Annotated in this window: 12 protein-coding genes; 5 read left to right on the top strand and 7 right to left on the bottom strand. The window is 61.6% G+C overall.

Annotated elements, in window-relative coordinates; all coding sequences use genetic code 11:
• Positions 1-2: 2 nt before the first annotated feature.
• From lpxK to GIV35_RS08615, 4 genes are all read right to left on the bottom strand, one after another.
• Positions 3-1,013 carry a tetraacyldisaccharide 4'-kinase gene (gene lpxK, locus GIV35_RS08600; RefSeq protein WP_105227142.1) on the bottom strand — a complete coding sequence of 337 codons (1,011 nt, stop codon included), beginning with the start codon at positions 1,011-1,013 and terminating at the stop codon, positions 3-5.
• Positions 1,013-1,441: an ExbD/TolR family protein gene (locus GIV35_RS08605; RefSeq protein WP_014718877.1), complete on the bottom strand. Its 429-nt coding sequence runs from the start codon at positions 1,439-1,441 to the stop codon at positions 1,013-1,015. Before GIV35_RS08605 ends, lpxK begins: the two co-directional genes overlap by 1 nt.
• Positions 1,438-2,073 carry a MotA/TolQ/ExbB proton channel family protein gene (locus GIV35_RS08610; RefSeq protein WP_034128146.1) on the bottom strand — a complete coding sequence of 212 codons (636 nt, stop codon included), beginning with the start codon at positions 2,071-2,073 and terminating at the stop codon, positions 1,438-1,440. The genes GIV35_RS08605 and GIV35_RS08610 overlap by 4 nt, the downstream gene beginning before the upstream one ends.
• Positions 2,074-2,181: 108 nt before the next feature.
• Positions 2,182-4,407 (bottom strand): DNA internalization-related competence protein ComEC/Rec2, encoded by a 2,226-nt coding sequence (locus GIV35_RS08615; protein ID WP_236304381.1) that lies wholly within the window; start codon positions 4,405-4,407, stop codon positions 2,182-2,184.
• Between the two features lie 135 nt (positions 4,408-4,542).
• Here GIV35_RS08615 and GIV35_RS08620 point away from each other — a divergent pair, with 135 nt between their 5' ends.
• Entirely contained in the window at positions 4,543-5,058 is a 516-nt protein-coding gene (locus tag GIV35_RS08620; protein WP_003192045.1) for a DUF2062 domain-containing protein, read from the top strand.
• Positions 5,059-5,061: 3 nt separating this feature from the next.
• Here the strand turns inward: GIV35_RS08620 and GIV35_RS08625 are convergent, their stop codons facing one another.
• On the bottom strand, positions 5,062-6,420 hold the full coding sequence (locus GIV35_RS08625) for a sensor histidine kinase (protein ID WP_236265336.1): 1,359 nt from the start codon (positions 6,418-6,420) through the stop codon (positions 5,062-5,064).
• Complete coding sequence (locus GIV35_RS08630; RefSeq protein ID WP_213153755.1) at positions 6,407-7,135, bottom strand: response regulator transcription factor; 729 nt, start codon at positions 7,133-7,135, stop codon at positions 6,407-6,409. The genes GIV35_RS08625 and GIV35_RS08630 overlap by 14 nt, the downstream gene beginning before the upstream one ends.
• Before the next feature lie 205 nt (positions 7,136-7,340).
• On the opposite strand from GIV35_RS08630, the gene GIV35_RS08635 reads away from it, so the two are divergent.
• From GIV35_RS08635 to GIV35_RS08650, 4 genes are all read left to right on the top strand, one after another.
• Positions 7,341-10,094: a response regulator gene (locus GIV35_RS08635; RefSeq protein WP_197881729.1), complete on the top strand. Its 2,754-nt coding sequence runs from the start codon at positions 7,341-7,343 to the stop codon at positions 10,092-10,094.
• 100 nt (positions 10,095-10,194) lie between these two features.
• Positions 10,195-11,184, top strand: coding sequence for a 2-hydroxyacid dehydrogenase (locus GIV35_RS08640; protein WP_236265337.1), 990 nt, complete (start codon positions 10,195-10,197; stop codon positions 11,182-11,184).
• Positions 11,185-11,255: 71 nt separating this feature from the next.
• On the top strand, positions 11,256-11,696 hold the full coding sequence (locus GIV35_RS08645) for a hypothetical protein (RefSeq protein WP_003192054.1): 441 nt from the start codon (positions 11,256-11,258) through the stop codon (positions 11,694-11,696).
• Positions 11,693-12,097 (top strand): META domain-containing protein, encoded by a 405-nt coding sequence (locus tag GIV35_RS08650; RefSeq protein ID WP_202692000.1) that lies wholly within the window; start codon positions 11,693-11,695, stop codon positions 12,095-12,097. The genes GIV35_RS08645 and GIV35_RS08650 overlap by 4 nt, the downstream gene beginning before the upstream one ends.
• Before the next feature lie 662 nt (positions 12,098-12,759).
• On the opposite strand, the gene GIV35_RS08655 is transcribed toward GIV35_RS08650, so the two are convergent.
• Positions 12,760-13,221, bottom strand: coding sequence for a TlpA disulfide reductase family protein (locus GIV35_RS08655; protein ID WP_003192057.1), 462 nt, complete (start codon positions 13,219-13,221; stop codon positions 12,760-12,762).
• Positions 13,222-13,277: the final 56 nt, after the last annotated feature.

Below are 13,277 nucleotides of genomic sequence, written 5' to 3' on the forward strand. Positions count from 1 at the left end.
TTTTAAGGCAAAAGACGGTTGGGCAACAGACGCATCAGCTGCGTGTCGAACCAGGCGACGAACGCCGGCGACGGTACCGCATCCACCGCAAGGTACCACCAGTCGGGCTGGGCAAAGGCGCGGCACTTCACCGCGTCCTTTTCGGTCATGACCAGCGGCAATGACGGGGTAAAATTCAAGACCTCGGCGCTGTAGGGCGCGTGATCGGCAAAAGCATGGGGTAGCGCCTGCCAGTGTAGCGTTTCAAGGGTATTGAAGAAACGTTGCGGATTGCCTATGCCGGCCACCGCATGCACCTGCTGCCCCTTCGGAAAATAGGTGACCGGCTGGCGCTCGCCGCTGTGCAGGTTGACCAGCGCTGTGGGCTGCAGGCGGAAGGCAAAGCCATCTTCACGGTCTGAAAGGGCACCGTTATAAAGCACCCCGTCCACACTCTGCAGGCGCTCCACCGGTTCGCGCAACGGCCCGGCAGGCAGGCACCGGCGGTTACCGAGGCCACGGGCGGCATCAATCAGCACCAGTTCAAGATCGCGGGCCAGACGATAATGCTGCAGGCCGTCATCGGATAGGATCAGGTCCAGGGGCTCGCAGGCCAGCAGGGCCTTTACCGCACGACTGCGGTCAGGATCGATCATCAGTGGTACACCGCTGCGCTGCACGATCAGCAAGGGTTCATCACCGGCCACCTCGGCACTGTGGCCGGCCTCGACCCGCCACGGCAACTGCGGCGGCTTGGCACCGTAGCCTCGACTGACCACTCCTACGCGCAAGCCGCTGCGTCGGCAGTGCTCGATCAACCACAGGATCAAAGGCGTCTTGCCGGTGCCTCCCACTGTAATATTGCCCACCACGATCACTGGCACAGACGACTGATAAATCTCGCCCTCGCCCGCCACGAAGCGCGCACGCTTACGTTGAACCACGCAGCGATACAGCGACTCCAGCGGTCGCAGCAACATTAGTGCTGGATGACCTTCGTACCATGCCTTGAGTAAACGGTCGGAGATGGCCATCAGGGCGGGCTCGCCGCCTCGACGGTGGTCATGCGCAAATGGCTGAAACCGAGCTTGCCGGCAGCGTCCATGGCGGTGATCACGGCCTGGTGCGGGGTTTTGCCATCAGCGCTGATGGACAACGGCAACTGGGTGTCGCCACCAGACTCCTTCTGCAACGCCTCCATCAGGCTGGCAAGGTCATTTTTCTCCAGCAACTGGTTATTCACTGAAAACACCCCTTCGGCGCTGATAGCGATGTCCAGTTGCTTGACTTGCTGGTCTTCGGCAGGCGAGCCACTCACCGCTTCAGGCAGGTCGACACGCAACTGGGTTTCCCGAGTGAAGGTAGTGGTCACGACAAAAAACAGCAGCAGGATGAACACCACATCGATCAACGACGCGAGGTTGATATCAACATTTTCCCGTTGCTTGCGGCGAAATTTCACGCTTTGCCCTCGACCAGGTCTACATCACGGTCGCCCTGCACCACCTCCACCAGCTTGATGGCTTCCTGCTCCATGCCGACCACCAGCTCATCAATGCGACGCAGCAGGAAACGGTGGAAGAACACCGAAGGGATACCTACCATCAGGCCGGCTGCGGTGGTGATCAACGCCTTGGAGATCCCCCCGGCCAGGACCGCTGCGTTGGTGGTCATGCCCGAGCCTGTGAACGAGCTGAAGATATCGATCATGCCGAGTACTGTGCCGAGCAAACCAAGCAGCGGCGCCATGGCGGCGATGGTGCCAAGGGCGTTGATGTAGCGTTCCAGTTCATGGATGACCCGGGCGGCCGCCTCTTCGATGCACTCCTTCATGATCTCGCGACCATGCTTGGAATTGGCCAGACCGGCGGCTAGGATTTCACCCAGCGGCGAATTGGCGCGCAGCTCCTTGAGTTTTTGCTTGTCGAGCTGCTTGTTCTTGATCCAGCCCCAGACCTGCCCCAGCAGATGCTCGGGGGTGACGCGACTGGCGCGCAGGGTCCACAGGCGTTCGGCAACGATGCCGAGTGCAGCGATGGAACTCAGAATGATCGGCAACATCATCCAGCCGCCGGATTTGACCAATTCCCACACAGTGAATGCCCCCTCGAAAAAGTGCGCCACTTTATCATATAGGTTCGACAGCGGGGTTCGTCGGCTACACACCCGCCTGTTGCGGCTCGGGTCTTTGGTAACACGCGATTACGGTAACGGTTCGCGCCAAAAACGGCGTTGACTGCGCGCAACCATCGGTGGCAGAAACGCCCCCAGGCGCAAGCGTACGGCACCCTGCTCGGCGCTGTCGTAAACCCGGCTGCCCAGCACGTGGTAGCGCTCCAGGACCTGCGGATGGGGATGACCGAACGTATTGCTGCGCCCGCGGGAAATCAACACCGATGTGGGCGCCAACCGTTGCAGGAACGGCCAGGATGAAGAACTGCGGCTGCCATGGTGCGGGGCTTGCAGCCAGTCGGTCTGAACCGCCAGCGAAGAGGCCAGAAAAGCCTGTTCGGCGGCGCGATCAATGTCACCGGTGAGCAGCAGGCGTTCTCCACTGGCCTCAACCTGCAACACACAAGATCTAGGATTGCCATCAAGTCCATCAGCCCACTGCCACAATTGAAATGACACACCCTCCCATTCCCATCGTTCGCCGCTGGTACAGGGTTGGGTGGCAAGAAAGTCTGGCAAACCTTCGGTTTCACCGCCCACCACACGCTTGACGGGCAACCCCCGAGCCACCGCCGCCGCACCCCCCGCGTGATCAGCATCAGCATGGCTGAGCAGCATCATGTCCAACTGGGCTACCCCGAGCTTTTTCAACGACGGCAACACGACGCGCGCGCCCAGGTCGACAGGCCCCGAGCGCGGCCCGGCATCGTAGAGCAACGTATGATGACGGGTGCGCAGGATCAGTGCCTGCCCCTGGCCGACGTCCAGTTGCACCACATCTACCTGCCCGTGGGGCACCCACTCCCTGGGCGCAAATACAGCCATCAACAGCATGGGCCAGCCCAGCACCCGGAACGGCAACCCCTTGGGCAGCAACAAAATCACCGCGCCAGCCAGGCTAACCAACCAATACCCCAAAGGTACCTCGGCGGGTACCCAGGCCGGCAATTGCGCGGCCAGCAACCCCAGGCCTTTAAACAATCCGTCCAGCGCACCGCCGGCCAGCCACAGCAGCCCCTCCCCAGCCAGCGGCACCCACAGCAACGCCGTGCCCAGCAGCGCCAAAGGCAGCACTACCAGGCTGATCCAAGGCACGGCAAGGAGATTGGCCACAGGTGCGCTGAGGCTGATGGGCAACCCCAGCACCAGCAACACTGGAAACAAACCAATGGCAATCAGCCACTGGGGCCGGGTCCACACCTGCCAGGCGCTCCACGGCCCCAGGCGCCCGCCGAACGCCAACAGCAACACCGCGACCGCCGCAAACGACAACCAGAACCCTACCTGCAGGCTGGCCAAGGGCTCCAGTACCAGCACGCCGTTCAGTGCCAGCAGCAACGGCCACCACACGCCCAAATGGCGCAAACGCAGACGCCACAGCAGCACCAGGCCGACCATCATGCAGGCCCGTTGCACCGGCACGCCGAACCCGGCCAGCAGCCCATAACCCAACGCCGCACCAAATGCCAGACCGCACGCCCACGGCAGCCACGGCCAGGTTCGGGGCCAGCAACCATAACGCGCCAGCATCGCGACCAAGCCGTAGATCAACCCCGCCAGCAAGCCGATGTGCTGCCCGGAAATCACCAGCAGATGTACCGTGCCCGTGTCCTGCAACACCTGCCAATCCTCAGGCGCCAGGCCGGAACCGTCGCCCAATACCAGCGCCGCCAAGCCCGCCTCGCGGCCTTGGGCATCCACCGCCATCAGGCGCTGGCGCACAGCATCGCGCCAGGCATTGCGGGCCGGTGCGAGACGCTCACCGTCTTTTACCGTTGCAGTGGCACCGATACGCTGGGCCAGCAGCCAGGCTTCATGGTCGACCCCATGGAAATTGAGCAGGCCCGCAGGCCGCTTGAGTGTCAACGCCAGACGCCAGCGTTCACCGCTGTTCACCACTGGCCCGCCGTGCCAGGACACGCGGATACGTTTGGGCAGCCGAACCTTGCGCGACCGGCCGTCGGCCAGTTCAAAGCGCACGCCCGTACCCGTCTGCTGAGGCAAGCCCACCACACGCCCCTCCACCCAGCGAGTCTGCCCGTCCAGGGCCGGCTGCAGCCGATCATCCAGCGCCCGCTGCGCGCTGAGACAGGCCCAACTCAAGCCCACCAGAAAGAACGCCACGGGATAGGACCGAAAAGGCAACAGCATCAAGGCCAGCACCAGCATTGCCAACAACCCGGCGCCAGGCGGCAACACCGGTAACCACCGCAACGCCAGCAACCCCAGCGCCAACGCCAACATCCCTGTCTTCATGGATCATCCTTTTCCAGTGATCCACTCAGTCTTAGCCGGCTGAACGACAGCGCCTATGATGTTTTGTCACAAAGTCTGAATTTTCTGTTTATAGAATCCGGGCATACTTGCCCCTCGAATTGACTTGGACCCCTTATGCCCCGGCGCTTATTCAAACGGTACATGCCCGATCCCAGCAGTATCAGGGAACACAAGTCATTACAGTTTCTTGGCACGCTGCTGCATGACCCCAACCTCTGGCACCTGAACCGGCACTCAGTGGCTCGCGCCATGGCGGTGGGTTTATTTGCGGCGTTTATCCCGATTCCATTGCAGATGTTGCTTGCCGCGGTCCTGGCGATTTCAGTGCGCGGCAATATGCCTATCGCCATCAGCCTCGTGTGGTTGACCAACCCCATCACCATGCCGGTGGTGTTCATCTGTACTTATATGACCGGCGCCTGGCTGATGAATGTGCCGCCACGCAGCTTGCCCGATAACCTTACGTGGGAATGGATCAGCGGCCAGTTGAGCACTCTTTGGCAGCCATTCCTGCTGGGTTCGGTGGTATTGGGGGTGGTATTGGGCGCCTTGGCTTATTGCCTGACCATGGCGTACTGGCGCTGGTGGGTGGCGCACCAGTGGAAAAAACGCAAACTGCGCCGGCGCTGAGCGCTAACGGGCCAGCAAACGCAAATGCACCCGCAGACCCAGCCCGGTATTTTCCGCCCATAAGCGACCGCCCTGGCGCTGCACGGCGTTGCGGGCAATGCTCAGGCCCAGGCCGAAACCGCCATCGCCGGGGCGCGAGCCGTCCAGGCGGGTAAAGGGCGCGAAGATGCGCTCCAGATCATCCTCAGCAATCCCAGCCCCCTGGTCCTGCAGCCAGATATGCCAATACTCCCCCTCACGACATCCGTCGAGTTGCACGCAGCCCTCGTGGGGCGAGTGGCGTATGGCGTTGCGCAGGATATTTTCCAAGGCCTGGGCCAGTGCATTGAGGTTGCCACGCACCCAACTGTCCGCGGGTAACAGGCACGGCAAGCGCGATGCGGACCAACCGCTTTCAAAACAGGCATTCTTGCGCAATATGTCCCACAAGGCCTGGAGCTGAATATCTTCCTGGGGCAACGGTGTAGTTTCGCTGTCGAGCCAGGCCAGTTGCAGGCTGTCTTCCACCAGGCGCTGCATGGCGTCGATTTCCCGACCCAGGCGCTCGCGCAGCTTGGCCAGGTCTTGCTCGCTGTCGCAGGCTACCCGCAGGCGGCTCAAGGGTGTGCGCAGTTCATGGGACATATCGCGCAGCAACTGCTGCTGCAAACGCACCGTGCCCTGCAAGCGTTCGGACATATGGTCAAAGGCGCGGCCCAGCTCGCCCAGTTCATCCTGGCGGCTGGTGGCATCCAGGGACATCCGCGTATTGAGTTGGTCCGCACGCCAGGCATTGGCCTGCTCGCGCAATTGATTGAGGGGCATGATCAACAGCCGGTAAAGGCCGATACACAGCAAGAGGGTAAACAGACCTGGAATCACACCATTGGTGACCACCCGCCAGAACAGTTGATAGCGCCCAGGCATAAAGCGCTGCGGCAGCTCGATCACCAGCGACCCCGCGCCAGGGTCGACCGGAAACGGCACCTTCATCCAGGGCAAGCCGATGACATGCCGGCTGACCGGCCAATCCAATCCACGCAAAAACGTCAGGCGCTGGCTTTCCTTGTCACTCAAGGGCGTGCTGCCCAGGGACTGCAGGTCGTTACCGATCACCCCTACCCAAGTGCTTTCGCGCTCTGCCATCCGCTGCAACCAGGCATCTACGCCCGCGCTGCCTTGCGTGCTCCACGCCAGTTCGGCACCCGCGGCATAGCCATTGAGAATCTCCCGCGACTTGTCGGACAGGTAAGCGCTCTGCTGTTCCATGTAACGGCCCCACGACCAACTGAGCCAAATCATCAACAAACAGAAGGCGATCAACAGGCTGGCCAGCTTCCAGAACAACGAGTGCTTGCCGGGCAGTCGCTCAAAGCCCTTCATCGTGACCGCTCAGCACATAGCCCTTGCCCCATACGGTGCGCACTTCACGCTCGCTGTAACCGATGGCCTTGAGCTTGCGGCGGATCTGGCTGACATGCATGTCGAGGCTGCGGTCGTGGGGCGCATAACCGCGCTGCAACACCTGCTGATACAGGAAGGCTTTGCTGAGGACTTCTTCGGCATTGCGGTGCAGGGTTTCCAGCAGGCGGTATTCGCTGCGCGTGAGCGCGGCCCACTGGTCCTGGCAGGACACATCGCAGCGTTCATCATCAAAGTGCAGCACCCGGGCATCTTCAAGTGCCGGGGCGCGCGTCGGCTCGGGCCGGCGATCCAGGGCAACGCGGCGCAGGATCGCTTCAATACGCACGCACAGTTCAACCATGCTGAACGGCTTGGGCAAATAGTCGTCCGCGCCCAGGCGAAAACCGCTGATACGGTCGGCTTCAGCGCCCAGGGCTGACATCAGGATCACGGGCATGGCGTGGCTCTGGCGCAAATGAGTGAGGATCGACAAACCGTCCAGCCCCGGCAGCAGAATATCCATCAGCACCAGGTCGAAGGCCTGGGCGCGGGCCAGTTGCAGGCCCTGCTGGCCGTTCTGGCACCAGGTCACCTGGAAACCACTGCGGCCCAGTTGCTCGTGCACGTAGGCGCCCAACACAGGGTCATCTTCGATGGTCAGGATACTGGGTAGGCCAACTGCTGCGGGAGTCATTAGCGTCTGCAAGTCATTCTCAATCACTGATTATTCAAGATTAAACGTTCACAGGCAATCGCCACCCGGCGCCGAATGGCCCGAAGATTGCCGCATGTCATTAATTTGCAAGATTCCAGGCCGCGCAAATGGCTACACTGCGCAGGTGGCGCTGGCCGGATGCCGGCGTGGATGATTGATAACAACGTGGTAGCAGGAGAGTGGCGTGCTTAGAAGAATGGGGATAAAAGGCCGCGTACTGTTGCTGACCTTATTACCGACCAGCCTGATGGCGCTGTTGTTGGGCGGCTATTTCACCTGGATGCAGCTGTCGGAGTTGCAGACCCAGCTACTGCAACGCGGCGAAATGATCGCCGAGCAATTGGCACCGCTGGTGGCCCCAGCCATGGGCCACAAGGACACCGACCTGCTGGAGCGTATCGCCACACAGTCCCTGGAACAGCCGGATGTGCGCGCCGTGTCGTTCCTGGCGCCAGACCGCTCGTCCCTGGCCCACGCCGGCCCGACCATGCTTAACCAGCCGCCCACCGGCAACAGCTCGCAACTGTTACAGCGTTCCGGCAATGACGCCACCCGCTATCTACTGCCGGTGTTTGGCCGCCATCGCAACCTGGCGGGCGAGTTGATTCCCGATGAGGCCGACCGTCTGCTAGGTTGGGTGGAAGTCGAGCTGTCCCACAATGGCATGCTGTTGCGCGGCTATCGCAGCCTGTTCGCCAGCCTTCTGCTGATCGCCATCGGCCTGATGTGCACCGCCGCCCTCGCCCTGCGTATCAGCCGTACCATCAATTCGCCGATTGGCCAGATCAAGCAAGCGGTGGCGCAGCTCAAGGACGGCAACCTGGAAACACGCTTGCCACCCTTGGGCAGCCAGGAATTGGACCAGCTCGCGTCTGGCATCAACCGCATGGCCGAAACCCTGCAAAATGCCCAGGAAGAGCTGCAACACAGCATCGACCAGGCCACCGAAGACGTGCGCCAGAACCTGGAAACCATTGAGATCCAGAACATCGAGCTGGACCTGGCACGCAAGGAAGCCCTGGAAGCCAGCCGTATCAAGTCGGAGTTCCTGGCCAACATGAGCCATGAGATCCGCACACCGCTCAACGGCATCCTCGGTTTTACTCACTTGCTGCAAAAAAGCGAATTGTCGCCGCGCCAGCTGGATTACCTGGGCACTATCGAAAAATCTGCGGATAACCTGCTGGGCATCATCAACGAAATCCTCGATTTCTCGAAGATTGAAGCCGGCAAACTGGTGCTCGACAGCGTGCCTTTCAACCTGCGCGACTTGCTGCAAGACACCTTGACCATCCTCGCCCCCGCCGCCCATGCCAAGCAGCTCGAACTGGTGAGCCTGGTATACCGCGACACGCCCCTGGCATTGGTGGGCGACCCGCTGCGGCTCAAGCAGATCCTGACCAACCTGATCAGCAATGCGATCAAGTTCACCCGCGAAGGCACCATTGTGGCCCGGGCAATGATCGAGGACGAGCAGGAAGACAGCGTGCAATTGCGCATCAGTGTGCAAGACACCGGCATTGGCCTGTCCAACCAGGATGTGCGCGCCCTGTTCCAGGCATTCAGCCAGGCTGACAACTCGCTGTCGCGCCAGCCCGGCGGCACCGGTTTGGGCCTGGTGATTTCCAAGCGGTTGATCGAGCAGATGGGCGGCGAAATCGGCGTCGACAGCACGCCGGGTGAAGGTTCGGAATTCTGGATCAGCCTGAACCTGCCCAAAACCCGTGACGACGTCGAAGACCTGCCCGCCGCGCCGCTGCTGGGGCGGCGTGTGGCCGTGCTGGAAAACCACGAACTGGCGCGCCAGGCCCTGCAACATCAATTGGAAGACTGCGGCCTGGAAGTCACGCCTTTCAATACCCTGGAAAGCCTGACCAACGGCATCACCAGTGCCCACCAGACCGAACAGGCCATCAGCCTGGCGGTGCTCGGCGTCACCGCCAACGACATTCCGCCCGAACGCCTCAATCAACACCTGTGGGACCTGGAACACCTGGGCTGCAAGGTGCTGGTGCTGTGCCCGACCACCGAACAGATGCTGTTCAACCAATCGGTGCCCAACCCCAACAGCCAATTGCAGGCCAAGCCTGCCTGTACCCGCAAGCTGCGCCGCTCCCTGGCCGACCTGATCAGCCCGCGCCCTTCACGCAGCGAACCCGGTGAGCCGTTGTCCAGCCGTGCGCCTCGAGTACTGTGCGTGGACGACAACCCGGCCAACCTGTTGCTGGTGCAAACCCTGTTGGAAGACATGGGCGCCAAGGTGCAGGCGGTGGAGAGCGGTTACGCGGCCGTCGACGCCGTGAAGCAGGAAACTTTCGATTTGGTGTTGATGGACGTGCAAATGCCCGGCATGGATGGCCGCCAGAGCACCGAGGCGATCCGCCAGTGGGAAAGCGAGCGCCACGGCACGCCGCTGCCGGTGGTGGCCCTCACGGCCCACGCCATGGCCAACGAAAAACGCGCTCTGCTGCAAAGCGGCATGGACGACTACTTGACCAAACCCATCAGCGAACGGCAGTTGGCCCAGGTGGTATTGAAATGGACCGGCCTGGCGCTGCGTAACCAAGGCCCGGAGCGTACCCACGAAGGCGCGGCCCAGGGCGTGCAACTCTTGGTACTCGATCACGAAGAAGGCCTGCGCCTGGCCGCCAACAAGGCCGACTTGGCCGCTGATATGCTCGCCATGCTACTGGCCTCCCTGGAGGCTGATCGCCTGGCAATTACCCACGCCCGCGAAGCCAATGACAACCACGCCTTGATCGAGCGCGTGCACCGTTTGCACGGCGCCACCCGCTACTGTGGTGTTCCGCAATTACGAGCAGCCTGCCAACGCGCCGAAACCCTGCTCAAGCAGGATGACGCCAAGGCCATGGCCGCGCTGGACGAACTCGACATGGCAATTGCGCGGTTGGCCAGTGAAGCCAGAGTGAGTGCCTGACCCTGTTTTCATGGGCAACGAATCAACAATGTGGGAGGGGGCAAGCCCCCTCCCACATTCAGTCAGCATTCCAATGTGTAAATTGCAGGGAGCCTTCTTAATGCGCGTCATTCTCTTCAGCAGCCAAACCTACGACCGCGAGAGTTTCCTCGGCGAACCGCTGCCGGCTGGCCTGGAACTGCAATTCCAACCCGCCCGCCTCAACCTCGATACCGTGGCCCTGGCCGAACACCACGAGTTGGTCTGCGCCTTTATCAACGACGACCTCAGCGCCCCCGTGCTGGAGCAACTGGCCAAGGGCGGCACACGCCTGATTGCCCTGCGCTCGGCGGGCTACAACCATGTCGACTTACCCGCCGCCCAGCGCCTGGGCCTGACTATCGTGCGCGTGCCCGCCTATTCGCCCCACGCGGTGGCCGAGCATGCCGTCGCCCTGATCCTGGCCCTCAACCGTCGCCTGCACCGGGCCTACAATCGTACCCGCGACGGTGATTTCAGCCTGCACGGGCTGACCGGTTTTGATCTGGTCGGCAAAACGGTCGGCGTGGTCGGCACCGGTCAGATCGGCGCGACCTTCGCCAAGATCATGGCCGGCTTCGGCTGCCAGTTGCTGGCCTACGATCCCTTCCCCAACCCACAGGTGCAGGACCTCGGGGCACGCTACGTGAGCCTGCCTGAACTGTTGGCCGAGGCGCAAATCATCAGCCTGCACTGCCCGCTGACCGCCGACAGCAAACACCTGATCAATGCCCGCTCGCTCGCGCAGATGCAAACCGGTGCGATGCTGATCAACACCGGACGTGGTGGCCTGGTCGATACGCCGGCACTGATCGAAGCGCTCAAGCTGGGCCAGTTGGGCTATCTGGGGTTGGACGTCTACGAAGAAGAAGCCCAATTGTTTTTCGAGGACCGCTCGGACCTGCCCCTGCAGGATGACGTGCTTGCCCGCCTGCTGACCTTCCCCAACGTGATCATCACCGCGCACCAGGCCTTCCTCACCCGTGAAGCCCTGGCGGCGATTGCCGGCACCACATTGGCCAACATTGCCGCGTGGGCCGATGGCCGCGCACAGAACCTGGTCGAGGGATGATCAGCGGTCACATACCAGGCTCATGATAGGCCGGCACCCGTGATAGGATGCCGCGCCTATTTGGAGGATCCATGGCCGAACACGATTTCCGCTTCAGCTTGCTGAGCCCGCAACACACCCTGATCGAATGCCGTGCCCTGGTGCCGGGCCGTTACCAGGTCACCGGCAACGGTGGTTCGATCAAACATGGCGACGTCCTGATCGTCAGCCTGCGCGGCAGTAAAACCCTGTCGATGCGACTCACCGTCGAAGGTGACGCACGCTACTCCATCCGCCCGGCGGGCCAGTGGGTCGCCATGGCCCAAGGGCCGAAGTTCGGCGAACTGGAGATTCATACCTGGAAGGTCAATTGCGACAGCTGCGACGCCGTGCTGGAGTTTGAATTCGCGGTGGAAACCAAGCTGACCAAAGCGCCGCTGCAACCGGCTGCCAACGCACGTATCAAAGAACTGGGCTGGGCCAGCGAAGGCGATAAGCACCGCTGCCCGAAATGCCAGCAGGCCGCGCAATGAAAGGCCGGCTGCTGCTCGCCGCAATCGGCCTGGGCCTGGCAGGCTGCGCCGCCGATGGCGCCAAGCTCGAGCGCGACCACAGCTACGTCGTGGAATGGATCGGTGAGCGGCCGCTGATGGACTACGCGCACCTTACCGTCACCCTAGGCACCGATGGCCGCGCCTATGGCAATGGCGGCTGCAACCACTGGTTTGCACCGTACACCGTCGAAGGCGACAAGCTCAGCTTCGGCCCGGTCGGCAGCACCCGAAAAATGTGCGCCGAGGCCCTGATGGAGCAAGAGCATCGCTTCTTCCAAGCCCTGCAAGGCGTGCAGCGCTGGGACATCTCGCCGCTCGAGCAGACGCGGTTCTGGCCGGCCGAAGGCAAGCCGATCCGTTTGTGGCTCGAAGAAGGCTGACCTAGGCGCACTCTCCTGTATTAACGCGGTGTCGTCTGGCTCTGTGGGAGCTGGCTTGCCTGCGATGCGGACGACGCGGTGTATCAGGTACACCGCAGCGATGCCATCGCAGCATAGGTATCTACACAACTTTGTGGGTTGTAACAGCAGACGGTAACCACGATGCGAAGCGAGTCGCTCTTGATCTTGATCTCAGGCGCCCCGTCAAACCACGCTGGCCGGAATTCGACAGGGATTTGGGGGGTAAACCGGCAGGGATGCCGGTTTAGCCGCCCCGCGCCATGGATGGCGCGTGGCGGCGGCCCCCAAATCACTGGCGGATTACGGGCACACCGAGCCTAAGCGAGGTGCCGAGTGGTGGGGCAAGAGCGTTTTGCTTACTTTTGCGCTTTTTTTTCAAAAGTGAGCCGCTGTCAGAGCGGAACCATCGGTGGCCGTTACCTAAATAATGGATATGTACTCGGTCAAATCCAATATCCCGGTCGGCTGGCAGGCCGCCTTCGCAGGCAAGCCAGCTCCCACATTTGGATCACCGTGCCTCAGTTAGATCAGCGTCGGCTGTCAAGCCGTCACGGGAGCAAGCTCCCTCGCCACAGGTCCAGCGTCACTCCAAAATTGTGTAGATACCCATGGCCATCGCAGACAAGCCAGCTCCCACAGTTTTAGCCTTTCAGGGCCTTGAGCTTGGCCAACACCCCTTCCGCTGTCTGCTCACCCATCAACTGCTCACGCACCTTGCCCTTGTCGTCGATGATGTAGGTCACCGGCAATGCCTCGCTGCGCGGAATCTCGAAGATCCCGTCCGGGTTCTGGGCCAGTACCGTGAACTTGATCCCCAGCTTGTCGCTGGCGGCCTTCAGTTCCTCACCCTGCACATTGTCGAAGTTGACGCCGAACACCCCGACATTCTGGCCTTTCAACTGTTCTGCCAGGGCATTGAGCTCGGGGATTTCCGTGCGGCACGGGCCACACCATTCGGCCCAGTAGTTGACCACCAGCCACTGTTTGTCCAGGCGTTCGGCCGCCACTTTCTGGCCATATTGGTCAACGCCGTAATCGTTACCGCAGCCGCTGAGCAGCAGGGTTGTGATGATCGCCAATGCACCGATCAGTCGCCTTGTCATGGGGTATTCCTTCGCAAAAATGAACGTTGGCTGCGGCCTATCGCCTCTTACGGTTT

It is taken from the genome of Pseudomonas sp. PA-1-6B (assembly GCF_021609545.1).
Lineage (GTDB): Bacteria > Pseudomonadota > Gammaproteobacteria > Pseudomonadales > Pseudomonadaceae > Aquipseudomonas > Aquipseudomonas fluorescens_BV.

Coding starts and splice junctions, on each gene's coding strand:
- lpxK (WP_105227142.1), bottom strand. CDS start 1,013: ATGGCCATCTCCGACCGTTTACTCAAGGCATGGTACGAAGGTCATCCA.
- GIV35_RS08615 (WP_236304381.1), bottom strand. CDS start 4,407: ATGAAGACAGGGATGTTGGCGTTGGCGCTGGGGTTGCTGGCGTTGCGG.
- GIV35_RS08620 (WP_003192045.1), top strand. CDS start 4,543: ATGCCCCGGCGCTTATTCAAACGGTACATGCCCGATCCCAGCAGTATC.
- GIV35_RS08625 (WP_236265336.1), bottom strand. CDS start 6,420: ATGAAGGGCTTTGAGCGACTGCCCGGCAAGCACTCGTTGTTCTGGAAG.
- GIV35_RS08630 (WP_213153755.1), bottom strand. CDS start 7,135: ATGACTCCCGCAGCAGTTGGCCTACCCAGTATCCTGACCATCGAAGAT.
- GIV35_RS08640 (WP_236265337.1), top strand. CDS start 10,195: ATGCGCGTCATTCTCTTCAGCAGCCAAACCTACGACCGCGAGAGTTTC.
- GIV35_RS08645 (WP_003192054.1), top strand. CDS start 11,256: ATGGCCGAACACGATTTCCGCTTCAGCTTGCTGAGCCCGCAACACACC.
- GIV35_RS08650 (WP_202692000.1), top strand. CDS start 11,693: ATGAAAGGCCGGCTGCTGCTCGCCGCAATCGGCCTGGGCCTGGCAGGC.
- GIV35_RS08655 (WP_003192057.1), bottom strand. CDS start 13,221: ATGACAAGGCGACTGATCGGTGCATTGGCGATCATCACAACCCTGCTG.